The 23,539-nt window shown below is 72.2% G+C and carries 24 protein-coding genes; 10 read left to right on the top strand and 14 right to left on the bottom strand.

What is annotated here, in order from left to right:
- The first annotated feature begins 7 nt into the window (after positions 1-7).
- Positions 8-976 (top strand): CapA family protein, encoded by a 969-nt coding sequence (locus tag FXF68_RS18810; protein WP_148761023.1) that lies wholly within the window; start codon positions 8-10, stop codon positions 974-976.
- Position 977: 1 nt separating this feature from the next.
- Here FXF68_RS18810 and FXF68_RS18805 read toward each other — a convergent pair whose 3' ends face one another.
- From FXF68_RS18805 to pip, 14 genes are all read right to left on the bottom strand, one after another.
- Positions 978-1,877 carry an SDR family oxidoreductase gene (locus FXF68_RS18805; RefSeq protein WP_148761021.1) on the bottom strand — a complete coding sequence of 300 codons (900 nt, stop codon included), beginning with the start codon at positions 1,875-1,877 and terminating at the stop codon, positions 978-980.
- 10 nt (positions 1,878-1,887) lie between these two features.
- Entirely contained in the window at positions 1,888-2,466 is a 579-nt protein-coding gene (locus FXF68_RS18800) for a TetR/AcrR family transcriptional regulator (protein WP_148761019.1), read from the bottom strand.
- 77 nt (positions 2,467-2,543) lie between these two features.
- Complete coding sequence (locus FXF68_RS18795) at positions 2,544-3,680, bottom strand: NAD(P)H-dependent flavin oxidoreductase (protein WP_148761017.1); 1,137 nt, start codon at positions 3,678-3,680, stop codon at positions 2,544-2,546.
- 43 nt (positions 3,681-3,723) lie between these two features.
- Positions 3,724-4,098, bottom strand: a complete 375-nt coding sequence (locus FXF68_RS18790; protein ID WP_148761015.1) for a Zn-ribbon domain-containing OB-fold protein — start codon at positions 4,096-4,098, stop codon at positions 3,724-3,726.
- Positions 4,099-4,100: 2 nt separating this feature from the next.
- Positions 4,101-5,264 (bottom strand): thiolase family protein, encoded by a 1,164-nt coding sequence (locus FXF68_RS18785; RefSeq protein ID WP_148761013.1) that lies wholly within the window; start codon positions 5,262-5,264, stop codon positions 4,101-4,103.
- Positions 5,265-5,466: 202 nt separating this feature from the next.
- Positions 5,467-6,342: an ectoine/hydroxyectoine ABC transporter ATP-binding protein EhuA gene (gene ehuA, locus FXF68_RS18780; RefSeq protein WP_148761011.1), complete on the bottom strand. Its 876-nt coding sequence runs from the start codon at positions 6,340-6,342 to the stop codon at positions 5,467-5,469.
- Positions 6,329-6,982 carry an ectoine/hydroxyectoine ABC transporter permease subunit EhuD gene (ehuD, locus tag FXF68_RS18775; RefSeq protein WP_187438012.1) on the bottom strand — a complete coding sequence of 218 codons (654 nt, stop codon included), beginning with the start codon at positions 6,980-6,982 and terminating at the stop codon, positions 6,329-6,331. The genes ehuA and ehuD overlap by 14 nt, the downstream gene beginning before the upstream one ends.
- Positions 6,982-7,698: an ectoine/hydroxyectoine ABC transporter permease subunit EhuC gene (gene ehuC, locus FXF68_RS18770; RefSeq protein WP_148761007.1), complete on the bottom strand. Its 717-nt coding sequence runs from the start codon at positions 7,696-7,698 to the stop codon at positions 6,982-6,984. The genes ehuD and ehuC overlap by 1 nt, the downstream gene beginning before the upstream one ends.
- Before the next feature lie 3 nt (positions 7,699-7,701).
- Positions 7,702-8,595 (bottom strand): ectoine/hydroxyectoine ABC transporter substrate-binding protein EhuB, encoded by an 894-nt coding sequence (gene ehuB, locus FXF68_RS18765; RefSeq protein WP_148761005.1) that lies wholly within the window; start codon positions 8,593-8,595, stop codon positions 7,702-7,704.
- 104 nt (positions 8,596-8,699) lie between these two features.
- Positions 8,700-9,665, bottom strand: a complete 966-nt coding sequence (gene thpD / locus FXF68_RS18760) for an ectoine hydroxylase (RefSeq protein ID WP_148761003.1) — start codon at positions 9,663-9,665, stop codon at positions 8,700-8,702.
- Positions 9,662-10,057, bottom strand: a complete 396-nt coding sequence (locus FXF68_RS18755; RefSeq protein WP_067885475.1) for an ectoine synthase — start codon at positions 10,055-10,057, stop codon at positions 9,662-9,664. Before FXF68_RS18755 ends, thpD begins: the two co-directional genes overlap by 4 nt.
- A gap of 105 nt (positions 10,058-10,162) precedes the next feature.
- Positions 10,163-11,425 carry a diaminobutyrate--2-oxoglutarate transaminase gene (ectB, locus tag FXF68_RS18750; RefSeq protein WP_148761001.1) on the bottom strand — a complete coding sequence of 421 codons (1,263 nt, stop codon included), beginning with the start codon at positions 11,423-11,425 and terminating at the stop codon, positions 10,163-10,165.
- Between the two features lie 50 nt (positions 11,426-11,475).
- A complete protein-coding gene (gene ectA / locus FXF68_RS18745; RefSeq protein ID WP_148760999.1) occupies positions 11,476-12,036 on the bottom strand; it encodes a diaminobutyrate acetyltransferase in 561 nt (186 codons plus the stop codon).
- A gap of 627 nt (positions 12,037-12,663) precedes the next feature.
- The gene (pip, locus tag FXF68_RS18740; RefSeq protein ID WP_148760997.1) at positions 12,664-13,632 is read right to left on the bottom strand and encodes a prolyl aminopeptidase; all 969 of its coding nucleotides are present in this window, start codon (positions 13,630-13,632) and stop codon (positions 12,664-12,666) included.
- A gap of 383 nt (positions 13,633-14,015) precedes the next feature.
- Between pip and FXF68_RS18735 the strand changes: the two genes are divergently transcribed.
- From FXF68_RS18735 to FXF68_RS18695, 9 genes are all read left to right on the top strand, one after another.
- Positions 14,016-15,743, top strand: coding sequence for a coiled-coil domain-containing protein (locus tag FXF68_RS18735; RefSeq protein ID WP_148760995.1), 1,728 nt, complete (start codon positions 14,016-14,018; stop codon positions 15,741-15,743).
- A gap of 151 nt (positions 15,744-15,894) precedes the next feature.
- Positions 15,895-17,589 carry a CTP synthase gene (locus FXF68_RS18730; protein WP_148353302.1) on the top strand — a complete coding sequence of 565 codons (1,695 nt, stop codon included), beginning with the start codon at positions 15,895-15,897 and terminating at the stop codon, positions 17,587-17,589.
- Positions 17,586-18,215 carry an NUDIX domain-containing protein gene (locus tag FXF68_RS18725; RefSeq protein WP_148760993.1) on the top strand — a complete coding sequence of 210 codons (630 nt, stop codon included), beginning with the start codon at positions 17,586-17,588 and terminating at the stop codon, positions 18,213-18,215. The genes FXF68_RS18730 and FXF68_RS18725 overlap by 4 nt, the downstream gene beginning before the upstream one ends.
- 194 nt (positions 18,216-18,409) lie before the next feature.
- A complete protein-coding gene (locus FXF68_RS18720; RefSeq protein ID WP_246178796.1) occupies positions 18,410-19,324 on the top strand; it encodes a site-specific tyrosine recombinase XerD in 915 nt (304 codons plus the stop codon).
- A 201-nt stretch (positions 19,325-19,525) separates the two neighbouring features.
- Positions 19,526-20,392: a ParA family protein gene (locus tag FXF68_RS18715; protein WP_148762308.1), complete on the top strand. Its 867-nt coding sequence runs from the start codon at positions 19,526-19,528 to the stop codon at positions 20,390-20,392.
- A 7-nt stretch (positions 20,393-20,399) separates the two neighbouring features.
- Entirely contained in the window at positions 20,400-21,050 is a 651-nt protein-coding gene (locus tag FXF68_RS18710; protein ID WP_148760991.1) for a hypothetical protein, read from the top strand.
- A gap of 151 nt (positions 21,051-21,201) precedes the next feature.
- Positions 21,202-22,119 (top strand): segregation and condensation protein A, encoded by a 918-nt coding sequence (locus FXF68_RS18705; RefSeq protein WP_246178795.1) that lies wholly within the window; start codon positions 21,202-21,204, stop codon positions 22,117-22,119.
- Positions 22,112-22,759, top strand: a complete 648-nt coding sequence (gene scpB, locus FXF68_RS18700; protein WP_148760987.1) for an SMC-Scp complex subunit ScpB — start codon at positions 22,112-22,114, stop codon at positions 22,757-22,759. The genes FXF68_RS18705 and scpB overlap by 8 nt, the downstream gene beginning before the upstream one ends.
- Positions 22,756-23,487, top strand: coding sequence for a pseudouridine synthase (locus tag FXF68_RS18695; RefSeq protein WP_148760985.1), 732 nt, complete (start codon positions 22,756-22,758; stop codon positions 23,485-23,487). The genes scpB and FXF68_RS18695 overlap by 4 nt, the downstream gene beginning before the upstream one ends.
- Positions 23,488-23,539: the final 52 nt, after the last annotated feature.

Below are 23,539 nucleotides of genomic sequence, written 5' to 3'. Positions count from 1 at the left end.
GGACCCGATGACCGTCACCATGGCGCTCGCCGGGGACACCATGCTCGGCCGCGGCGTGGCGGATCGGATCGCCGTGTCCGGCCCGCACGGGCTGTTCTCCGACGGCGTGCGCGAGGCGTTCGCGGGCGCTGACCTCGCGCTCGTGAACCTGGAATGCTGCGTGTCCGACCGCGGGCGGCGCTGGGACGCGCCCGGCAAGCCGTTCCATTTCCGCGCGCCTCCGGCCGCCGCCGACGCGCTCGCGGACCTCGGCGTCGACTGCGTGAACCTCGCCAACAACCACGCCCTCGACTACGGGACGGACGCCCTCACCGACACGCTCGACCATCTCCGGCGGGCCGGTGTCTCGGTGGTCGGCGCTGGTCGGAGCGTCGCGGAGGCGAGGGAGCGCGCCGTCCTCGAAGCCGGGGGAGTGAAGATCGCGGTGCTGGGCGTCACCGACCACCCGTCCGACTTCGCGGCCGGTGAGGGGCGGCCGGGCGTCGCCTACGCCGACCTGATGAAGGGTGTGCCAGGGGATCTGCTGGAGCGGATCCGGCGGCTGCGGGCGGAGAACGACGCCGTGGTCGTGCTCCCGCACTGGGGGCCGAACATGACGGGGGAGCCGCTGCGCTACGTCCGGCGGGCCGCCGAGAAGTTCGTGGACGCGGGCGCGACGCTCGTCGCGGGCAGTTCCGCGCACGTCTTCCACGGCGTGGACGTGCCCGTCCTGTTCGACATGGGCGACTTCATCGACGACTACGCCGTGGACGAGACGCTTCGCAACGACCTCGGCCTGCTGTTCGTCGTCACGCTGGACGGCGCGCGGCCGTCCCGGATCGAGGCGGTGCCGCTGCGCCTCGACTTCGCGAGCACGCGCCTCGCCGGCGGCGCCGAGCGCCGCTGGATCGGCGAGCGGTTCACCCGCGCCTGCGCCGCGCTCGGCACGGACGTCGAGACCCGCGACGACCGGCTGGTCATCGACGTCGCGGCCTGACTCAGAGCGGGTCGCCGAGGGGGCCGTACTCGTCGACCAGGGCGTCCGCCCAGTGGGCGGCGAAGTCGGGCTGGGTACCGTCGACGTCGGTGAACCCGTACTCCTTGTAGAGGCTCCAGGTGGCGAGGGCCCGTCCTGTTTTACGTATGACGTCCGGGTCGGCGGCGAGGTGCGCGACGGCGCGTCCGAGATAGGCGGGGGTCTCGGAGTACGCGAAGTGCGGGTCCTGGGCGATGGCGTCGCGCCAGGTGGCCTCGGTGACCCCGAAATGGTCCAGGACGGCCTCCGAGCGCAGGAACCCGGGCGTGATCGCGACGGCCGCGACCCCGTGCGGCCGCAGCTCCGCCGCCTGCGCGAAGGCCAGCCTGATCACCGTCGACTTCGCCAGGTCGTAGAAGAACGAGCCGCGGTAGCGGGCCGTGTTGCCGTCGGTCACCTCCACGACCAGGCCGCGCCCGCGGGCGACCAGCAGCGGCAGGACGAACCTGCTGGTGATCACGTGGGTCTCCACCGCCTGGCGCAGTAGCCGCAGGCCGGTGTCGAGGTCCTGCTCCCACAGCGGGTGCTCCCAGTCGGTCAGCGGGTCGCCGCCCCACACCGAATCGACCAGGGCGTCGAGCCGCCCGTCCTGCTCGGCGGCGATTCGCTCGGCGAGCGCACGGACCTCCTCCGGCCTGCTGTGATCGACCTGGACGGCGATCCCGACGCCGCCCGCCTCGGTGGCCTTGCTCGCGGTCTCCTCGATGGTCTCCGGACGGTCGAGCCCGGAGCGCGCGGAGCCGCTGCTGCGACCCGTCACGTAGACGGTCGCCCCGGCGGCGCCGAGCTGGACGGCGATGCCCCGCCCGCCGCCCCGGGCGCCCCCGGCGACGAGGGCGACGTGTCCGGTCAGGTCCGGCATGGTTCCTCCTTCACGGGACGTGCGGCGACAGGGCGGCGTCCAGTTCGCGGCCGAGGCGTTCGGCGAGCGTGCCCTCCCGGTCGAGGGCCCAGGTCAGCCCGGCCCCGGCGAGAACGGCCTGGACGGTCCCGGCGAGTGCCTTCGCGTCCGTCCCCGGACGGAGCTCGCCCGCGTCGGCCGCCTCGCCGAGGAGCCCCTCGATCAGCCGCCCGTTCGCCCGGTGGACGGCCAGCGCGCGCTCGTGGAACTCCGGGTCGGTGAGGTCCAGGCACAGGAAGGCCAGGTGGTTCGCGTACCGCTCCGGCGTCGCCATCTCCGACATCGACTCGACCGCGAACGCGCGCAGCGCCGCCAGCGCCGTGCCCTCCCGGTCCTGCCGCGACGTCTGCGTCTCCCGGACGGACCGATCCGCCAGCGCGAGCAGCAGCCCCCGCTTGGACCCGAACCGCTGGACGAGCGTCCCCGGCACGACCCCCGCCTCCTCCGCCACCGCGGCGAGCGTGAGCCTCGCGGGTCCGACACGTCCGATCACCTCGACCGCCGCCCGCAGGATCGCCGTGTCGCCGACCAGTCGCGGCCGTCCCGCCATCGCATCCCTCCCATTAATAAATGTACGGTCATTTATTAAATCACACCCGCCGGGCCGCAGAGGAGCCCGCCGAGGAGTCAGCCGGTCTTGGTGATGGCGTTGAGGCGTTCGACGGCGGTGGCGAAGTCGTCCACCATGTCGTAGACGACCTGGCGGGCGGGCCGGACGGTGTTCATGAGGCCGACGCACTGCCCGACGAAGTAGTTCGCGAGCTCCCGCGCGCCCAGGTTCCCGGACTCGGCGACCTTCGTGATCTGCCGCATCGCGCCCTCGGCGACGATCATCTGGAGCGGCATGCCGAGCGGGCCGGGGCTCGCGGGGCCGTCCCACTCGTCCGTCCAGGCGGAGCGGAGCTGGCGGGCGGGCTTGCCGGTGCGGGACCGCGACCTGACCGTGTCCCGGGACGTCGCGGCCAGCATCTTCGCCTTCACCGCCGGGGACGTCTCGGCCTCCTCGGTGGTGAGCCACACCGACCCGCACCACACGCCGGACGCGCCGAGCGCCAGCGCGGCGGCCATCTGCCGCCCGGTGGCGATCCCGCCCGCCGCCAGCACGGGGAGCGGGGCGACCGTGTCGACGACCTCGGGGGCGAGCACCATCGTGGAGATATCGCCGGTGTGGCCGCCCGCCTCGCCGCCCTGCGCGACGATCAGGTCCACGCCCGCGTCGACCTGGCGGCGGGCGTGCTCCGGCGTCCCGACCAGCGCCGCGACGGGGACGCCGCGCTCGCGCGCCATCTCGGCCATGAGCGGGGGAGGGGTGCCGAGCGCGCTCGCGATGAGGCCGATCGGGTGGGCGAGCGACACCTCGATCAGCTCGGTCGCGCCCGCCGCGGTGACCCGCGCGCCGCCGCGCGCCTCGGCCCGCCGGGCCCGCTCGAAGTCGGGGAGCGGGACGCCGTACCGGGCGAACAGCTCGGCGAGGAACGTCCAGTGCTCGTCGGGGATCGCGGCGAGCATCGCGTCCAGCCCGCCGCCGCCCTCCGCCGACTTGTCGATCCTGCCGGGGACGAGGACGTCCACGCCGTAGGGGCGTCCGCCGACGTGGTCGTCGATCCAGCGCAGCTCCTCGTCGAGCCGGTCGGGGGTGTGGGCGACGGCGCCGAGGACGCCGAACCCGCCCGCGTTGGTCACGGCCGCGACGACGTCCCGGCAGTGGCTGAAGGCGAACAGCGGGAACTCGATGCCGAACCGGCGGCAGACCTCGGTGTCCATGCGCCGACGCTAACGGCCCGAACGGCATTCGGGCCAGGAGTCGTCACACCGCGCGGAACAGGACGTACGACTCGCCCTCGTCCGGGTGGACGAACGCCGCGCGCAGCGGGAGCCCCTCGCGCAGGTCGGCGCGGTCGACGCCGTACAGGCGGGCGTGCAGCCACGGTCCCTCCGCCAGCTCGACCAGCGCCAGCACGGCGGGCGGGTCCCTGGGGAGGATCGTCCAGGTCACGAGGGTCGCGTCGCCGCTCGCCTCGGCCCAGGCGAGGTCCTCGTCGCCGCAGCCGGGGCAGGCGGGCGCGTCCGGCGCGAACCAGCGGTCGCAGGCCGCGCACCGCCGGACGACGAGCCGCCCGGCGGCGGCGCCGTCGAAGAACGGGTCGGTGCGGCCGTCGCGCCGCAGGATGCCGATCTCCACGGCTAGGCCCCCTTCGGGTGCGGGCTGACGATCAGTGTCGAGTGGTGGTCGAGGATCCCGCCGTTCCCGCTGACCAGGATCACGTCGTTGGACGGGGCCTGCCGGTCGCCGCCGTCCCCGCGCGCCTGGATCACCGCTTCCGACAGCGGCGTCATCCCCCACATGTAGTACGCGGAGAGCTGGCCTCCGCCGGTGTTCGTGGGAAGCGACCCGCCGGGGCCGAGCGCGCCGGACGCGGCGAACGCGCCGCCCTCGCCCTTGCCGCAGAACCCGTAGTCCTCCAGCGACACGAGGACGGTGTAGGTGTAGCAGTCGTACAGCTCGCACACGTCCACGTCGGAGACGGTGATCCCGGCCATCTTCAGCGCCGCCGCGCCGGACGCCGCCGCGCCCGTCGTCAGGCCGAACCCGCTGCCGCGCTCCCTGCGGTGCCCCGGATGGCCCTGCCCCCAGCCCCACACGTGGACGGGCGGGCGGGCCAGGTCACGGGCCCGGTCCGCGCTCGTCACGAGTACGGCGATCGCGCCGTTGGACACGAGGCAGCAGTCCAGCAGGTGAAGCGGCTCGGACACCCAGCGCGAGTTCTGGTGGTCCTCGACCGTGATCGGGTCCCGCATCTGCGCGCGCGGGTTCCCGGCCGCCCACGCGCGGGTCGACACGGCGATCGCGCCGAGCTGCTCGCTGGTGGTGCCGTACCGGGACATGTGCCGCTGCGCCGCGAGCGCGTAGAACGAGTTGACGCTGCGCAGCCCGAGCGCCGCCGTCATGCCGCCGAACCCGTACCACTCGCGGGCGTCGCGGTTGTAGGCCGACCCGGCGGACCGCTCCGGGCTCAGCGGCGCGTCCGCGAACACGCACGCCACCGCCGTCGCGGACCCGCTCAGCACCGCCGTCGCCGCGTAGGACACCATCGCCCCGGCGGTCGCGCCGAACGCGTTGACCTGCGCCAGCAGCCGCAGGTCGCGCAGGCCCAGCGTCTCGGCCAGCTCGATGCCCGGGGAGCCGCCCGTGCCGTGGCTGACGAGCAGGCCGTCCAGGTCGCCGGGGGACAGGCCCGCGTCGGCGGCGGCGAGCCGCACCGCGTCCGCGGCGAGCCGCCGCGGGCTCCGCCCGTACACCCGGCCGAGCTCGGTCATCCCGAGCCCGGCGATCGCAGCGCCGTCCATCGCTTCGCTCTCCTCACGCCCGTCCCTCACCGTACCGAACGAGGTTCGGTACGTTCCAGGGGTCCCGGGACGAGGCCGCCCGCGTCCCCGGGGCGACGGGAACGCGGGCGACGGGTGCGGACGCGCCGGACAGGGACGCGACAGGGACGCGACAGGGACGCGACAGGGACGCGACAGGGACGCGACAGGGACGCGCGGCGGGTCAGGTCGCGAGGACCGCCTGCAGGAAGTCCCGGGTGCGCTGCTCGGACGGCTCGCCGAAGATCCGGTCCGGGGGACCCTCCTCGACGATCTGCCCCTGGTCGAACATGAGGACCCGGTCCGAGATGTCCTTGGCGAAGGTCATCTCGTGGGTGACGCACAGCAGCGTGAGGTCGCTCTGCCGGGCGATGTCGCGCAGCAGGTCCTGGACGCCGACGACGAGCTCCGGGTCGAGCGCGGAGGTGACCTCGTCCAGCAGGAGCACCCTCGGCTGCATGGCGAGCGCCCGCGCGATCGCCACCCGCTGCTGCTGGCCGCCCGACAGCTGGGTCGGGTGGGCGTTCTCCTTGTCGGCGAGGCCGACCAGGTCCAGCAGGCCGCGGGCGCGCTCGACGGCCTCGTCCTTGGACAGGCCGAGGACGCGGACCGGCCCCTCGGTCAGGTTGCGCAGCACGTTCATGTTCGGGAACAGGTTGAACTGCTGGAACACCATGCCGACCTGCTTGCGCATCTCGTGCAGGTGCTTCTGCCCGGCCGGGACGCGCTTGCCGCCCCGCTCCATGTGCCAGAGAGTCTCGTCGCCGATCCAGATCAGGCCGTCGTCGAGCTTCTCCAGCGTCATCAGCAGCCGCAGGATCGTGGTCTTGCCGGACCCGCTCGGCCCGATGAGCGTCACGCGCTCGCCCGGCGCCACGGAGAAGTCGAGCTCGCGGAGCACCACGTTGTGGCCGAACCGCTTGACCACCTTCTCGAAGCGGATCCCCGGCGCCTCGCCGCGCGGCAGCGGGGCCTCCGGCGCCTTCCCCTTCTCCGTGGGGACGCCTCCCGCGTCCGCGGAGGGCTTCGATGCGTCTTCGGCGGGATCAGTTGGTGGCATAACGCCTCTCCAGGCGGCGGACGAGTATCGAGGATATGACGCTGACCACGACGAACAACAGCCCGACCATGGTGATCGGCTCCAGGAACTGCAGGGACTTCGATCCCACCTGGTAGGCGGAGAACAGCAGCTCCGCGACGTTGATCGCCAGCAGCATCGGCGAGTCCTTGAACATCGCGATCAGGTAGTTGCCGAGCGTCGGGATCACCCGGCGGATCGCCTGCGGCAGGACCACGTCCAGCCACACCCGCGACCGCGGCAGGTTCAGCGCGGTGCACGCCTCCCACTGCCCCTTCGGGACGTCGGCGATCCCGGCCCGGTATACCTCGGCGGTATAGGTCGAGTAGTGGACGCCGAGCGTGACGATCCCGGCCGTCAGCGACCCGATCGTGATGCCCCACGCGGGCAGGACGAAGAAGACGAAGTACAGCTGCGGGATCAGCGGCGTCGACCGGATGAACTCGGTGATCCAGCGGATCACCTGGTTGAACACCCGGCTCGGGGAGCGGCGCAGCAGCGTCCACACCAGTCCGAGCACCAGGGCGATCACATACCCGGCCAGAGTCGCGATGATGGTGTAGCGCAGGCCGTCCAGCAGGTCGGGGAGGATGTCCCCGGAGTACTGCCAGTCCCAGTCCATCAGCCGCTCACCCCCGTGCCGGGCGCGCCCGCGGCGATCGTGCCGAGCGACGGCTCACTCGGCAGCCGGCGGCCGAGCATCCGGTCCACCCGCCGCTCCGCGTACCGGACGGCGAGCTGCAGCACCTGCGCGATGACGAAGTACAGGACGAGCACCATCGTGAACGCCGCGATGGTCTGGCCCGTGCTGCCCTGGATGTTCTTCGAGACGCGGGTCAGGTCGACCAGGCCGACCAGGGACACGATGGCCGTGCCCTTCATCAGCTCGATGATCAGGTTCCCGAACGGGGGGAGCATCAGCGCGAAGCCCTGCGGCAGCAGGACCCGGCGCATCCGCTGGTACGGCGTGAAGTTCAGCGCGACGGTCGCCTCGTACTGCGCTCTCGGGACCGCCTTGATCGACCCGCGGACGACCTCCGCGCCGTAGGCGCCGATGTTCAGGCCGAGCGCGAGGACCGCCGCGAACATGGTGCTGAACCGGAGCCCGATCAGGGGCAGCGCGTAGAAGAACCAGAACAGCAGCACGAGCGTGGCGTTGCCGCGGAAGAACTCCACGTACACCCGGTTCAGTCCGCGCACCCAGGCGCGGCGCGAGGTGCCCGCCAGGCCGAAGACCAGGGCGAGGGCCAGGGCCAGCGCGCCTCCGAGCAGGGTGAGCCGGAAGGTGAGCCACGCGCCGTCCAGCCACTGGTGGTAGCTGTCGAGGACGTCACCCACGGGTCAGCCCTGGCAGAACTTGGCGGCCGTGTCGCCGGCGGCGGGCATCTCCGCCTGGGTGAAGCCGAACGGCTGCAGGATCGGCAGCAGTTTGTTCTGCTGCTTGAGCTTGTCGAGTTCGCCGTTCCAGGCGTTCAGCAGGTCGGCGTCGGCCTTGCGGAAGGCGAACGCGCCCGCGCCGAACTGCTCCTTGCCGTCGACGACCGGGACGAAGGGCTCGGTGACCTCGAATCCCTGCCCCTCGTGTTTGGACAGCAGGTCGGCGAGCGAGATGCGGGTCAGCCAGATGCAGTCGATGCGCCCGGCCTTGAGCCCCTCGAACGCGCTCGGCTGGTCGGCGAACGTCTTGATGTTGCCCTTCTTCACCCCGGACTTCTCGGCGTAGCCGGCCTCGACGGCGCCGGTCATGACGCCGACCCGCGCTCCGGTCTTCGCCGGGTCCGCGGCGTTCTTCAGGCCCTTCGGGTTTCCCTGCTTCACCATGAAGGCGCTCTTGGCGACGTATTCGGGATTGGCGAACGCCGCCGACGCGCAGCGTTCCGGCGTGATGAACATCCCGGCGGCGATCGTGTCGAAGCGGCGGGCGTTGAGCCCGGCGATCAGCCCGCCGAAGTCGACCTGGACGCCCTTCACGTCGTCGATTCCGAGCTGTTTGAAGATGACCCTGGCCAGCTCGGGGGCCTCGCCGGTGAGCTTCCCGGACTTGTCGGTGTAGCCGTAGGGCGCCTCGTTGGCGAAGCCGACCGTGATCGACCCGGCGTCCTTGGCCTTCTGCAGCGTGCCCCCGCCCTTCTTCTCCTCCTCCGGGTCCGTCGTGGAGCAGCCCGCCGCGGCCAGCGGCACCGCGGCGGACAGCAGAACGGCGGTGCGGAGGAAGTCGCGTCTCGAAGAGGTCATCATCGAACTCCTGGATGGTGTGACCGCGCGCCCGCGAAGGACCGCTGCGGGTCCTTCACGGGCGCGGGGTCGAGGTGTCGGGTTTATCGAATCGTTGTGTTCATTCAGCCGCCCGCGACGCCATTCGAGGAGGGACGGGCCCTCTCGTCTCCCGTAGCGGCTCCGGCGCCGACGGGGGTGAAGTCGCGGGCGCCGATGAACTCCGGACGCGGCGCGGGCGCCGAGAACGGCTCGACGCATGTGTTCTCGACGCTGTTGAACACGATGAACACGTTCGAGCGGGGGAACGGGGTGATGTTCCCATTCGAGCCGTGCATGCAGTTGCAGTCGAACATGGTGGCAGAGCCCGCCGCCCCTGTGAACAGCTCGATACCGTGTTTCTCAGCCAGAATCGACAGGCTGTTCGGATCCGGCGTGCCGATCTCCTGGCCGCGCAGGGACTCCTTGTAGTGGTCGTCCGGGGTCTCTCCGACGCAGGCGACGAAGGTCTTGTGCGAGCCAGGCATGATCATTAGCCCGCCATTGTGCACGAAATTCTCGGTGAGCGCGATGGATATGCTCACCGCGCGCATCCGAGGCATGCCGTCCTCCGCGTGCCAGGTCTCGAAATCCGAGTGCCAGTAGAAGTCCTTGCCACTGAAGCCTGGCTTGTAGTTCACCCGGCTCTGGTGGACGTAAACCTCAGAACCCAGGATCTGCCGGGCACGCCCGACGACTCGGGGATCGCGGACGAGTCCGGCGAACAACTCACTGATCTTGTGGATCTCGAAGATCGACCGGACCTCGTCCGAGCCGCGCTCGGTGACCGTCCGCTCGTCCGCGAGCACCCGCGGGTCGGCGGACAGCCTGCGCAGCTCGGCGCGGTAGTCCTCGACCTCGTCCGGGGCGAGCAACCGGTCGACCGTGAGGAATCCGTTGGCGTCGAACGAGTCGAGGGTCGCGGCGTCGATCGGGCCGTCCCCCGGCCCGCCGTACACCACCGGGTCCTGCCGGTACAAAAGCGCCGCCTCGGAAGCCTTCCGGGTGGGGTAGGCGTCGTCGATCGTCGGATGCGACTCGATGATGCTCATGCGTCCTCCTCGGTCAGCAGGGGGTAAACGCCGTTCTCGTCATGGACCTCCCGGCCGGTGCAGGGCGGGTTGAACACGCAGACGGTCCGGACGTCCGTGTGAGCGCGCAGGGTGTGGTGCTCGTGGCCGTCCAGCAGGTACATGACGCCCGGCTCGATCTTGTGCTTCTCGCCGGTCTCGTCGTTGGTCAACTCTCCGTTGCCCTCGATGCAGTAGACGGCCTCGACGTGGTTCGCGTACCACATCTTGGTCTCGGTCCCCGCGTACAGGATCGTCTCGTGCAGCGAGAAGCCGACGCCCTCCTTGGCGAGCACGAACCGGCGGCTGCACCAGGTCGGCGCCTGCACGTCGCGCTCGGTGCCGATGATCTCGTCAAGGGAACGAACGATCATGAATCTCCTCTTTCCGGATATGCCCGAGGCCGGGCCCGCGCGGGGCCCGGGAGCGGCTCGGACGGTGGTCGGGGTCGCTCGGACCGATGCCGGGCGGGGGCCGGGTCAGACCGCGACGGTCTGCCGGACGGCCTCCAGCGAGTCCGCGATGATCTCCAGGCCGTGCGCCAGCTCCGACTCGGTCGTGGTGAGCGGCGGCAGCAGCTTGACGACCTCGCCCTCGGGACCGGACGTCTCCATCAGCAGCCCGCGCGAGAACGCCTCGGCGCACACCTTCGGCGCCATCTCGGCGTCGTTCATCACGAGGCCCCACGCGAGGCCCCGGCCGCGGACGGAGTCGACGGCGCCCGCATGTGCGAGCGCGATCTCGCCGAGCGCCGCCTCGACCTGCTGGCCCTTGGCGATCGTCTGCTTCTCCAGGCCCTCGCCGGACCAGTAGTCCTCCAGGGCGGCGACGGCGGTGACGAACGCGGGGTTGAAGCCGCGGAAGGTGCCGTTGTGCTCGCCCGGTTCCCACACGTCCAGGTCGCGCTTCATCAGCGTGACCGCGAACGGCAGCCCGTAGCCGCTGAGCGACTTGGACAGGCAGACGATGTCCGGGACGATCCCGGCCTCCTCGAAGCTGAAGAACGGCCCGGTGCGTCCGCAGCCCATCTGCACGTCGTCGACGATGAGCAGGATCTCGTGGCGGCGGCACAGGTCCTGCAGGCCGCGCAGCCACTCCGCGGTGGCGACGTTGATGCCGCCCTCGCCCTGGACGGTCTCGACGATCACGGCGGCGGGCTTGTCCAGGCCGCTGCCGCTGTCGTCCAGCATGGTCTCGAAGAGCAGGAAGTCGGGCGTGCGGCCGTCGAGGTAGTTGTCGTAGGGCATCGCGACGCCGTGCCCGAGCGGGACGCCCGCGCCGGTGCGCTTCATCGAGTTGCCGGTCACCGCGAGCGCGCCGAGCGTCATCCCGTGAAAGGCGTTGGTGAAGCTGACGACCGTCTCGCGGCCGGTGTACTTGCGCGCGAGTTTCAGCGCCGCCTCGACCGAGTGGTTGCCCGCGGGTCCTGGGAACTGGACCTTGTAGTCGAGCCCGCGGGGGCGCAGCACGTACTCGTTGAATCGTTCCAGGAAGTCGCGTTTCGCGGTCGTGTACATGTCGAGGCTGTGCACGACCGAGTCAGCGGCGAGATAGTCCAGCAGCCGGCGTTTCAGTTGCGGGTTGTTGTGCCCGTAGTTCAGCGTCCCGGCGCCGGCGAAGAAGTCCAGATACGTTTTCCCGTGCTCGTCGGTCATGTGGCTGCCGTGCGCCGTCGCGAACACCGTGGGCCAGCCGCGGCAGTAGCCGCGGACTTCCGATTCCATGCGGTCGAAAACGTCCATGTGCTGCCTCCTGGCAGTAGGAGTGGGAGCTTGGTGGGGGGGTGGACCTGTCAGTTCGCGCCGTCGGTTCGCGTCGCGATCGGGCCGATCCTGAAGAGCACCTCGGGCTCGTGTCCCCCGTCGGGGAAGTGCTCCGCGCCGAACAGCGCGCTGCGGACGACCTCGCATCCGCGGTCCCGGGCGAACGATTCGAACATCGCGGTGGAGGCGGTGTTGTCCGGCGTGACCGTCGCCTCCATGAACCGGTGCCCGCGGGGGACGAGCCGGTCGGCGAGGCGGTCGAGCATGCGGCGGGCGAGGCCGCGGCCGCGATGGTCGCGGTCGACCGCGACCTGCCATACGAAGAACGTGTCGGGCCGCGCCGGGCGGACGTAACCGGTGATGAATCCGCACGGGACGCCGCCTTCGCGTGCCACGACGGAAGTGTCCGCGAAATCGCGGCACCAAAGGGCGTAGCTGTAAGGCGAGTTGACGTCCAGGACGGAAGAGTCCCGGGCGAGCCGCCAAAGCTCCGGGCCGTCGGCGAGGCTCGGCTCCTGGAGTCGCACGTCCGCGTTCGTCTCGTTCGAATCGTGGCGTCGGGTCGGTGTTTCCAGGGGTTGCGCTGCCATGTCCAGGCAACTTAGCGAATCGCGCGACGTGATCGCAGCGGAATGTTATGGGCGGGATGTTTAGCCTGGTACCCGCTGGGTAGGGTTAAATGCTTCGCCGAATTCCGTGCAATTCTGCGATTTGGCGAGCGGCCCGCCGTGCGCCTTTCCCCATGCTACGCAGGAGGTACTGCCGCATGCTCCGAGCGTGCAGTCGGGAAGTTTCCTGAACGCAACCTTAATGTCGTGTCAGGGCATGGGGACGGGATTCGTGTATCGGTTGTGTGAGGTAAGTCACTAAGAATTCGTGACAACTGCACGGGTGCGGCGGGCGTCACGTCGCGTCGCGCGAGGTCGTCCGTTCGCGGGCGTGCTGGGGCGCGTGTGGGGCAAGGCGTCGACGTGGGTCCTGAGGGGGTGGAACCACTGTCGGTCAAGGGGCAGGACCGGTAACGGCAAGGCAAGGTTTGCCTTGCCGAGAGGTAAGAACCGCGGCGTTTCGGCCGGCGCCCCGGCCGGCCGGGGCGCGGCGCCGAGCCGCACCCCGGGCCGATTCCGGCGCGACCGTTGCCCGCCTTGCGACGCATCCGATTCAACACCGCTCCAAAGCCGTGCGGGCGCGGCGTCCGACCGCGGTCGGATTACGGGTCAGGGCTTTCCGGCGAACCGGTCGGTCGCCTCGATCAGCCGGTGCAGGATGCCCGGCTCGCTGTAGGCGTGGCCCGCGTCGTCCACGATGTGGAAGTCGGCCTCCGGCCACGCGCGGTGCAGGTCCCAGGCCGTCGCGACCGGGGTGCAGACGTCGTAGCGGCCCTGGATGATCACCGCCGGGATGTGCCGGATCCGGTCCACGTCCCGGATCAGCTGCTCCTCCTCGAAGAACCCCTCGTTGACGAAGTAGTGGTTCTCGATGCGGGCGAACGCCACCGCGTAGTCGGGCTCGCCGAAGTCGTCCGCGAGCTCCTGGTCGGGCCGCAGCGTGATCGTCGACCCCTCCCACGTCGCCCACGCCTTGGCCGCGGCGACCCGCACGTCCCGGTCGGGCGACTCCAGCCGCTCGTGGAACGCGGAGATGAGGTCCTCGCGCTCGTCCTCCGGGATCGGCTCGATGTACTTCTCCCAGAGGTCAGGGAACAGTAGCGACGCGCCCTCCTGGTAGAACCAGTACAGCTCGAACGGGCGCAGCGTGAAGATGCCCCGCAGCACCAGCTCGGTCACCCGCTCCGGATGGGTCTGCGCGTAGGCCAGCGACAGCGCGCTGCCCCAGCTCCCGCCGAACACCAGCCACCGCTCGATGCCGAGGTGCTCGCGCAGGCGCTCGATGTCGCCGACCAGGTTCCAGGTGGTGTTCGCCTCGAGCGACACCTCCGGGTCCTTCGCGTGCGGCAGGCTCCGCCCGCAGTTGCGCTGGTCGAACAGGACGATCCGGTACGCCTCGGGGTCGAACTGCCGCCGGTGCGCCGGGGCGCATCCGGCGCCGGGCCCGCCGTGCAGCATCACCGCGGGCTTCCCGTCGGGGTTTCCGCAGACCTCCCAGTAGATCCGGTCGCCGTCGCCGACGTCGAGCAGCCCGGAGTCGTACGGCTCGATCGGCGGATACAGGGTGCGAAGCTCCATGGGGCGCGATTGTCGCACCCGTCCGGGGCGCGCGCGGGATGTGACCCGCGGCACCGTCCCGACCGCGGTCCGTGTCCTGAACAGGCGGTCTGCGTGCGGCGATACCGCGCCGGGGGAGAGAGGGCAAACCCCAAACTGGGCAAACGCTCCGCTGGTCGGGGCTAGAGTGCCTTCGTGAGCGAAGCGACGAGGCCCCGGGCCGGTGGCGGAGCGAACGGGACGAGCACACCGACCCCCGCGGAGGCGGCCGGGCGCCGCCGGGCGAGGAGACACGTGAGCGAGATGACGAGCCGTCGGGCGACGCGTCGGACGATGGACGGGGCGACCGCGATGAGCGGAGCCGTGCCGCCCGCGCGGCGCCGGGCCGTGAGGCGGGCAGAGCAGTGAGCGAGCTGAACGGATCGGGCGCCCGCGGCGTCCCCGACGGCGCGGCGCCCTGGCCCGCCATGGGACGCGACCCGGGCCGCGCCCCCGAGTCCCCGGTGCCCGCGGCGCAGCTGCCGATCCAGATGGCCAAGCCGGGCCAGCACGGGCAACCGGGTCAACCCGGTCAGCCGGCCCAGTCCACCCGGCCGGAGCTGGAGCAGGGCGAGGCCCAGCCGTGGGACATCGTCGAGCGCCTCCGCCAGATGGCCGACCTCATCGGCGACGCCCTCGCCGCCGGCGAGCGCAAGGTCAACGAGGCGCAGAGCGAGGTCGCGGCGCAGGTCGCGGCCGTCCAGCAGGAGAAGGAGTCGGCGCAGCGCGACGCCGCCGCCGCCTGGGGCGAGGTGCAGCGCGCCCGCGGCCAGGCCGAGCAGGCCGAGCGCCGGGTCGTCGAGGCCGAGCGGCGCGTCGGCGAGGCGCAGAACGAGGCCGCCTCGCAGGTCGCGGCCGTCCAGCAGGAGAAGGAGTCGGCGCAGCGCGACGCCGCCGCCGCGTGGGCCGAGGTGCAGCGCGCCCGCGGCCAGGCCGAGCAGGCCGAGCGCCGCGCGGTCGAGGCCGAGCGGCAGTTCGCCGACGCCGACCGCCGCGCCGCCGAGGTCCAGAAGGAGGCGGTCGCCCAGATCGCCGCCCTCCAGACCGAGAAGGAGAACGCGCAGCGCGACGCCGCCGCCGCGTGGAACCAGGCCCAGCAGGGCCGCGTCCAGGCCGACCAGGCGCGGGCCCAGGCCGACCAGGCGCGCGCGCAGGTCGAGCAGATCCAGGCCCAGGTCGAGGCGGCCGAGCGGCGCGTCGCCGAGGCGGAGGCGACCGTCCGGCAGGCGATCCAGCAGCGGGACGCGATGAGCGAGGCCCGCGACGACGCCCTGCGCGCCGTCGAGGACGCCGTCGCCGGCCGCCGGTCCGCCGAGGCCGAGCGCGACCGGGTCGCCGAGCAGGCCGCGGAGCTGTCCCGGGGCCTGGAGGCCGCGCACGCCGAGCTGTCCGCGCTGCGCGCCAAGGTCACCGACGCCGAGATGACCGCGCAGAACCTCCAGCACGCCGTGGTCGCGGCGGGCAAGGAGGCCGACGAGTCCCGCCGCCGCGCCGAGGTCTCCGAGCGCCGCGCGCAGGAGAACGAGCGCCGCGCCCAGGACGCCGACCGGCGTGCCCAGGACGCCGACAGGCGCGCGCAGGACGCCGAGCGCCGCGCCCAGGACGCCGCCAAGCGCACCGAGACCGCCGAGGCGGAGCGCGACCAGTCCCTCGGCACCGCGTCGCAGGCGCTGGAGGCGGCGAAGAAGGCCGAGCGCGAGCGCGACGGCAACGCCAAGGCCCGGGAGGCGGCCGAGCGGGCGCGGGAGGCGGCCGTCCAGGCCCAGGCGCGCGCCGAGTCGGAGCTGACCCTGGCCCGCGGCCGCGCCGACCAGGCGGGCCGCGAACGCGACAAGACCGTCGCCGCGATGCGGCAGATGGCCGCCGAGCGCGACGCCGTCGCCGAGAAGCTCGCCGAGCGCGACCAGTGGGTCGACCAGCTGGCGCAGGCCGTCACCGAGCAGCGCGCGCAGATAGCCGAGCTGTCCCAGGAGCGCGACGCCGCCCGCAACGCGGCCGACCAGGCCCGCTCGCTGATCGACGAGCTGACGCGCCAACTCCGCACGATCATGCCCGCGGGGTCGAACGCGCTGCCCTCCTCCTTCGGGCCGTAAAGGGCCCTCTACCGCCGGGCGGCGCGCGTCTCCGGCGGTAGGGGCCCTGGTGGGGGACGCTCGGTAAACGAACCGGTGGTCACGGCTGTTATCCTGGTGGCCCGTGGACAGTGAGCCTCGTCCGCCTCGCAACGACCACGGGAGTGCCTTCTTGCCTTCGGCAGCCACTGGTAGACCACGTCCTACCAAGCATCTGTTCGTCACCGGCGGTGTCGCGTCCAGCCTCGGCAAGGGGCTGACGGCGTCGAGCCTGGGACGGCTTCTCACCCTCCGCGGCCTCCGGGTCACCATGCAGAAGCTCGACCCCTACCTGAACGTCGACCCCGGGACGATGAACCCGTTCCAGCACGGCGAGGTGTTCGTCACCGACGACGGCGCCGAGACCGACCTGGACATCGGGCACTACGAGCGTTTCCTCGACACCGAGCTGCACGGGTCGGCGAACGTCACGACCGGCCAGGTGTACTCCAACGTGATCGCCAAGGAGCGGCGCGGCGAGTACCTCGGCGACACCGTGCAGGTCATCCCGCACATCACCAACGAGATCAAGGACCGCATCCGCGGCATGGCGGACGACACCGAGGTCGACGTCGTCATCACCGAGGTCGGCGGGACGGTCGGCGACATCGAGTCGCTCCCGTTCCTGGAGTCGGTCCGCCAGATCCGGCACGAGATCGGCCGCGACAACTGCTTCTTCCTGCACGTGTCGCTGCTGCCGTACATCGTCCCGTCCGGGGAGCTGAAGACGAAGCCGACGCAGCACTCGGTCGCCGCGCTGCGCTCCATCGGCATCCAGCCCGACGCGATCGTGTGCCGGTCCGACCGGCCGATCACCGACGGGCTCAAGCACAAGATCAGCCTGATGTGCGACGTCGACCGCGAGGCCGTCGTCTCGGCGGTCGACGCCGCGAGCATCTACGACATCCCGAAGGTGCTGCACTCCGAGGGCCTGGACGCCTACGTCGTGCGCCGCCTCGGCCTGCCGTTCCGCGACGTCGACTGGGGCGCCTGGGACGAGCTGCTCCGCCGCGTCCACAAGCCGGCGCGCGAGGTCACGATCGCGCTGGTCGGCAAGTACATCGACCTGCCCGACGCCTACCTGTCGGTGACGGAGGCGCTGCGGCACGGCGGGTTCGGCAACGACGCCAAGGTCCACATCCGCTGGGTGAAGTCCGACGACTGCGAGTCGCCGGAGGGCGCCAAGCGGGAGCTGGACGGCGTCGACGGCGTGCTGATCCCCGGCGGGTTCGGCGTCCGCGGCATCGAGGGGAAGGTCGGCGCGGTCCGGCACGCCCGGCAGAACCGGCTGCCGCTGCTCGGCATCTGCCTCGGCCTCCAGTGCATGGTCATCGAGGCGGCGCGGACGCTCGGCGGGCTCGACGGCGCCGACAGCGCCGAGTTCGACGCGACCGCCGCCGACCCCGTGATCGCGACGATGGCCGACCAGGTCGACGTCGTCGCCGGGGAGCGGGACATGGGCGGCACGATGCGCCTCGGCCTCTACCCCGCCGACCTGGCCGACGGCTCGGTCGTCCGGGGGCTGTACGGGGAGGCGAAGGTGTCCGAGCGGCACCGGCACCGGTACGAGGTCAACAACGCCTACCGCGACCGGCTGGAGCAGGCGGGCCTGCGGTTCTCCGGCCTGTCCCCGGACGGACGGCTGGTCGAGTACGTCGAGCTGCCCGTCGACCAGCACCCGTTCTTCGTCGGGACGCAGGCGCACCCGGAGTTCCGGTCCCGGCCGACGCGCCCGCACCCGCTGTTCACCGGGCTCGTCTCCGCCGCGCTCGACTACGCCGCCGCCCGCGCGGGCGGCGCCGACGCCGGGAACGTGACCGCGTCATGACGCCGGACGACGTCCGCGACCGCCCGGAGCGGTGGCCGGTCGCGGAGCGCACCACCGTGTACGAGGGGCGGGTGTTCGGCGTCCGCACCGACCGGGTCGAGATGCCGCGCGGCGACGGCACCGAGCTCGTCGCCCGGGACGTGATCCAGCACATCGGCTCGGTCGGCGTCCTCGCCCTCGACGACCGCGACCGCGTCCTGCTGCTGCGGCAGTACCGGCACCCGGTGTCGCGGCTGCTGTGGGAGCCGCCCGCCGGGCTGCGGGACGTGTCCGGCGAGCCGCTCCACAAGCTCGCCGAGCGGGAGCTGCTGGAGGAGGCCGGGTACCGCGCCGAGCGCTGGGACACCCTCGTCGACGTGTACCCCTCGCCGGGGATGGCCGACGAGCGCGTCCGGATCTTCCTCGCCCGCGGCCTCACCGAGGTGCCCGCCGACGAGATCGACTTCGAGCGCGTCCACGAGGAGGCCGACATGCCGGTCGTGTGGGTGCCGCTGGACGACGCGGTCCGCAAGGTCCTGGCGGGCGAGGTGCACAACATGATCGCCTGCGTGGGCGTCCTCGCCGTGCGCGCGGCCCGCGACTCCGGCTTCGCCGACCTGCGCCCGGTGGACGCCCCCGAGGACTGACCGCCCCGACGCGCCGGGGCGGCGCGGATGATGTCCCCCTCCCCGGCGGGAGGGGGCATGATGGGCGGGTCCGCACCGGCCGGGGCCGCCGCCCGGCCGGAGGCCCGACCGCCGCCGGAAGAGGTGCCGCACTGTCCCCGACCCCCCGGACCGCCGCGCCGCCGGGCGCCGCCGCCGGTTCCGCGCTCGCCTCCGTGGTCCGCGCCTACCTGGGGCACCTCGCCGTCGAACGGGGCCTCGCCGCCAACACGCTCAGCTCCTACCACCGCGACCTGCGCCGCTACGTCGAGGTCCAGGACGGCCGGGGCCGCGCGGCGGTCGCCGACATCACCGAGGACGACGTCCGCGCGTTCCTCGTCGGCCTGCGGGAGGGCGACGACGACCATCCGCCGCTGTCGGCCGGGTCGGCGGCGCGGGCGCTGGTCGCCGTCCGCGGGCTGCACCGGTTCGCGCTCCGCGAGGGCCACGCGCCCGCCGACCCCGCGCACGACGTCAAGCCGCCGACGCCGCCGCGCCGCCTGCCGAAGGCGATCTCCCTGGACGAGGTCGAGCGCCTGCTCGCCGCCGCGGCGCCGTCCGGCGACGGGCCCGGCGCCGCCCGCGCCCTGCGCGACCGGGCGCTGCTCGAACTCTTGTACGGGTCGGGCGCGCGGATCTCCGAGGCCGTCGGCCTGGACGTCGACGACCTCGACCTGCGCGACGGGTTCGCCCGCGTCGCCGGGAAGGGCGGCAAGGCCAGGGTCGTGCCGATCGGCGACTACGCCCGCGAGGCCGTGGACGCCTACCTGGTGCGGGCCCGTCCCGAACTCGCCGCCGCCGGGCGCGGCGGCCCCGCCCTGTTCCTGAACGCGCGCGGCGGGCGGCTGTCGCGGCAGGGCGCGTGGATGGTGCTGCGCGCCGCCGCCGACCGCGCGCGGCTCTCCGAGGTGTCCCCGCACACGCTGCGGCACTCGTTCGCGACGCACCTGCTGGACGGCGGCGCCGACGTCCGCGTCGTGCAGGAGCTGCTCGGGCACGCGTCGGTGACCACGACGCAGGTGTACACGCTGGTCACCGTGCAGTTGCTGCGCGAGGTGTACGCGACGTCCCATCCCCGCGCGCGGAGCTGACCGGCCCGCCGCCGCGGGGTTGACCGAACCTGACAGGACCCGCCCGCGGGGGCTGACAAATCGCTACGATCGGCGCGCGTCGGCTTGAGCCATGGAAGGGACGGCCCTAGAGTCCCCGTTCTGGATGGCATTTCCGGGCCGCCGGGGAGGGATCTGGTGACCAGCACTAACGGTGGAGGAGGGGTTCTTTCCTCCGCCACCATAGAGACCGACCCGAGCCGCGCCCTCGGGCCTACTCAGCGTCCCGTTCCGGAGTTTCCGGAGCCGGAGCCGCTGGCCGAGCACGGGCCCGCACGGATCGTGGCCGTCTGCAACCAGAAGGGCGGCGTCGGCAAGACCACCACGACGATCAACCTGGGCGCCGCGCTCGCCGAGTGCGGCCGCCGCGTCCTGCTCGTCGACTTCGACCCGCAGGGCGCCCTGTCGGTGGGCCTCGGCAAGGGCGACCCGCGCCAGCTCGACCTGACGATCCACAACCTGCTGCTCGAACGCGACACCGAGTGGGAGGACATCGTCATCGAGACCGGTGTCGACGGGATGGACCTGCTGCCGAGCAACATCGACCTGTCCGGCGCGGAGGTCCAGCTCGTCCACGAGGTCGGACGCGAGTACATCCTGCAGAGCGCGCTGAAGTCGGCCGTCGCGCACTACGACTACATCCTGATCGACTGCCAGCCGTCGCTCGGCCTGCTCACGATCAACGCGCTGGCCGCCGCCGAGGGCGTGCTGATCCCGCTGGAGTGCGAGTACTTCGCGATGCGCGGCGTCGCGCTGCTGATGGAGACCATCGAGAAGGTGCAGGGCCGGATCAACCCGGACCTCGTCATCGACGGCGTCCTCGGCACCATGTACGACTCGCGCACGCTGCACACCCGCGAGGTCCTCGGACGCATCGTCGAGGCGTTCGGCGAGAAGGTGTTCCACACCGTCATCAACCGCACGGTGCGGTTCCCGGACGCGACCGTCGCCGGCGAGCCGATCACGTTCTTCGACCCCAACTCGATGGGCGCGAACGCCTACCGCAGCCTCGCGCGGGAGGTGCTCGTCAGGTGGGCCGAGATGGAGTAAGGCCGCGGTGAGCCGTCCCCCCGAGACCCCGTACGGGCCTCCGCCGCCGCCCTTCCCGCCGCCGCCCGCCGCACCGCCGCCGCGCGGCGGCGGCGCCGGGCCGCTCGTGTTCGTGCTGATCGCGGCGGTCGTCGCCGTGCTCGTCGCCATCGGCGGGCTGGCGGCCTGGCTGCTGCGGGACGGCGGCCACGGCGCCTCGGCGGCGTCGTCGTCAGGCCCCGTCGACCTGCGCGAGCCGCTGACGTTCCGGCTCGTCGCGGCGGAGAGCCGCCCGCCCTGCCAGAACGGCGCGCTGCCCGCGCCCGGCGGCTCCGCCTGCTTCACCCTCGGCGCGGACGCGCTGACCGTCCACCGCCTGGACGAGGTGCGGGCCGTCCCGCCGGACCCGGCGACCGGCCGCCTGGCCTGGGGCCTCGGTATGACGCTGACGTCCCGCGACGCGTCCGGCTTCGCCGCCCTCACCGGCAAGGCCGCGCAGGCCAGCACCGCCCAGCTGCCCTCCGGGCGGATGGCGATGCTCGTCGGCGGGGCGCTCGTGTCCGAGCCCGCGCAGGTGCTCCAGCCGATCACCGGCGGCGAGGTGGAGATCAACGGGCCGTCGGAGCGGTTCACCCGCGCGTACGTGGAGGGCGTCGTCCACCGCATGACAGGCCGCTGACCCATACGTGTCCCTTGCGGGGGACGCCCCCCACGCCCCCGGACCGGCGACCCGTCACCGACCGTGGCCGTGGTGCGAGCACGCCGCGCCGCGTGGGACGATGTGGCCGGTGAGCACAGCGCGGGAGCCGTCCTCCGCTACCGTGAGCGACGTGGACGAGACGCCGCCCGACTCCGAGCGGGGAACCGAGGAGAAGGCCGGCGACGAGCACGGCTTCCGCGTCCACCTGGACAACTTCGAAGGCCCGTTCGACCTGCTGCTCGGCCTGATCTCCAAGCACAAGCTCGACATCACCGAGGTGTCGCTGCACAAGGTCACCGACGACTTCATCGCGCACATCCACGCCCACGGCCAGGACTGGGACCTCGACCAGGCCAGCCACTTCCTGCTCGTCGCCGCGACCCTGCTCGACCTGAAGGCGGCGCGGCTGCTGCCGTCCGGCGAGGTCGACGACGAGGACGACCTCGCCCTCCTGGAGGCCCGCGACCTGCTGTTCGCGCGGCTGCTGCAGTACCGCGCCTACAAGGAGGTCGCGCGGGTGATCGCCGCGCGGATCGCCGACGCGAGCCGCCGGTTCCCCCGGATCGTGCCGATGGAGCCGCGGTTCGCCAACGTCCTGCCGGAGGTGCTGCTCGGCCTCGGCCCGGACCAGTTCGCCCGGCTCGCCGCGAAGGCGCTCACCCCGAAGGAGCCGCCGTCGGTCTCCGTCGAGCACATCTACCAGCCGAAGGCGAGCGTCAAGGAGCAGGCGTCGATCGTGGTGGAGCGGCTGCGGCGGCTGCGCCAGACGACGTTCCGGGTCCTCGCGTCCGATGCGCAGGGCACCTACGAGGTCGTCGCGCGGTTCCTGGCCCTTCTTGAGCTGTACCGCGACCGGAACGTCACGTTCGAGCAGGAGCAGCCCCTCGCCGAGCTGCACGTCACCTGGACCGGCGCCGACGACGGCGACGTCGAGGTCGGCGACGACTACGACGGCGCCCCCCAGAAGCCCGACGCCCCGCAGAAGCCCGACACCGCCCAGAAGCCCGCCGCCCAGAAGCCCGAGAAGGACGAGGGAGACGATGACTGACGACCCCGCCCCCGAGGCCACGGACGCCCCCGCCGCCCCGGACGCCGCGGAGGTCCCGCGCCCGGCGGAGGCTCCGGACGCAGCGGAGACTCCGGAGCTTCCGGGTCTGCGCGCCTCGATCGAGGCGATCCTGCTGGTGGTGGACGAGCCGGTCACCGAGATGACGCTCGCGCAGCTGCTGGAGCGTCCCCGCGGCGAGGTCGCGGGGACGCTGCGCGAGCTGGCCGTGGAATACACCGAGCAGGGCCGCGGGTTCGACCTCAGAGAGGTCGCCGGCGGCTGGCGGTTCTACACCCGGGACGTGTGCGCCCCGGTCGTGGAGCGGTTCGTCACCGACGGGCAGCAGGCGCGGCTCACCCAGGCCGCGCTGGAGACGCTCGCCGTCGTCGCGTACCGGCAGCCGGTGAGCCGGGCCCGCGTGTCGGCGATCCGCGGCGTGAACAGCGACGGCGTGATCCGCACCCTGACGCTGCGCGGCCTCATCGAGACCGCCGGCCAGGACCCGGAGTCCCAGGCGCACCTGTACCGCACCACCGGGTACTTTCTGGAGCGGCTCGGCCTGCGCGACCTCGACGAGCTCCCCGAGCTCGCCCCCTACCTCCCAGACGACCTGCCAGACGAGATAGTTGAGGACACGTGAGCGACAACGAAGGCGTGCGGCTGCAGAAGGTCCTGGCCGACGCCGGGATCGGCAGCCGCCGGCACTGCGAGGAACTGATCGGCGAGGGCCGCGTCACCGTCGACGGCAAGCGGGTGTTCCGCTTCGGCGAGCGCGTCGACCCCGAGCGCGCGGTCATCCACGTCGACGGCAAGCGGGTCGAGACCCGCGCGGAGACCCGCTACTACGCGATCAACAAGCCGCGCGGCGTGGTGTCCACGATGTCGGACGAGCGGGGCCGCAAGTCCCTCGCCGACTACGTGGAGGTGCCAGAGCGGCTGTTCCACGTCGGACGGCTCGACACCGACACCGAGGGGCTGATCCTCCTCACCAACGACGGGGAGCTGTCGCACCGGCTGACGCACCCGTCCTTCGGGGTGGCGAAGACGTACCTGGCGGAGATCCACGGGCCGATCCCGCGCGACCTCGGCAAGCGGCTCCGGGCGGGCGTGACGCTCGACGACGGCCCCGCCAAGGCCGACAAGTTCCGCGTGTTCGACCAGGTCGGCAAGCGCGTCCTGGTGGAGATCACGCTGCACGAGGGGCGCAAGCACATTGTCCGGCGGCTGCTGAAGGAGGTCGGGTTCCCCGTCCAGCAGCTCGCCCGGACCGAGTTCGGCCCGATCAAGCTGGGCAACCTGAGCCCGGGCGGGATGCGGGCGCTGACCGTCCGCGAGATCGGCGAGCTGTACAAGGCCGTCGGGCTGTAGAAGCAGCCGCCGGAGAACGGCACGGCGACACGGCACGAAGGCACGGCACGGA

The sequence above is a fragment of the Actinomadura decatromicini genome, from assembly GCF_008121305.1.
GTDB lineage: Bacteria > Actinomycetota > Actinomycetes > Streptosporangiales > Streptosporangiaceae > Spirillospora > Spirillospora syzygii.
This window is presented reverse-complemented; position numbering and strand designations above follow the sequence as displayed.

Excerpts from the sequence above, each read along its gene's own strand:
- scpB (WP_148760987.1), top strand. The coding sequence starts at position 22,112 with ATGACTGACGACCCCGCCCCCGAGGCCACGGACGCCCCCGCCGCCCCG.
- ehuB (WP_148761005.1), bottom strand. The coding sequence starts at position 8,595 with ATGACCTCTTCGAGACGCGACTTCCTCCGCACCGCCGTTCTGCTGTCC.
- FXF68_RS18785 (WP_148761013.1), bottom strand. The coding sequence starts at position 5,264 with ATGGACGGCGCTGCGATCGCCGGGCTCGGGATGACCGAGCTCGGCCGG.
- ectB (WP_148761001.1), bottom strand. The coding sequence starts at position 11,425 with ATGGACGTTTTCGACCGCATGGAATCGGAAGTCCGCGGCTACTGCCGC.
- FXF68_RS18810 (WP_148761023.1), top strand. The coding sequence starts at position 8 with ATGACCGTCACCATGGCGCTCGCCGGGGACACCATGCTCGGCCGCGGC.
- ehuD (WP_187438012.1), bottom strand. The coding sequence starts at position 6,982 with ATGGACTGGGACTGGCAGTACTCCGGGGACATCCTCCCCGACCTGCTG.
- ectA (WP_148760999.1), bottom strand. The coding sequence starts at position 12,036 with ATGGCAGCGCAACCCCTGGAAACACCGACCCGACGCCACGATTCGAAC.
- ehuA (WP_148761011.1), bottom strand. The coding sequence starts at position 6,342 with ATGCCACCAACTGATCCCGCCGAAGACGCATCGAAGCCCTCCGCGGAC.
- FXF68_RS18800 (WP_148761019.1), bottom strand. The coding sequence starts at position 2,466 with ATGGCGGGACGGCCGCGACTGGTCGGCGACACGGCGATCCTGCGGGCG.
- FXF68_RS18725 (WP_148760993.1), top strand. The coding sequence starts at position 17,586 with ATGACGCCGGACGACGTCCGCGACCGCCCGGAGCGGTGGCCGGTCGCG.
- FXF68_RS18805 (WP_148761021.1), bottom strand. The coding sequence starts at position 1,877 with ATGCCGGACCTGACCGGACACGTCGCCCTCGTCGCCGGGGGCGCCCGG.
- FXF68_RS18795 (WP_148761017.1), bottom strand. The coding sequence starts at position 3,680 with ATGGACACCGAGGTCTGCCGCCGGTTCGGCATCGAGTTCCCGCTGTTC.
- pip (WP_148760997.1), bottom strand. The coding sequence starts at position 13,632 with ATGGAGCTTCGCACCCTGTATCCGCCGATCGAGCCGTACGACTCCGGG.
- thpD (WP_148761003.1), bottom strand. The coding sequence starts at position 9,665 with ATGAGCATCATCGAGTCGCATCCGACGATCGACGACGCCTACCCCACC.
- FXF68_RS18755 (WP_067885475.1), bottom strand. The coding sequence starts at position 10,057 with ATGATCGTTCGTTCCCTTGACGAGATCATCGGCACCGAGCGCGACGTG.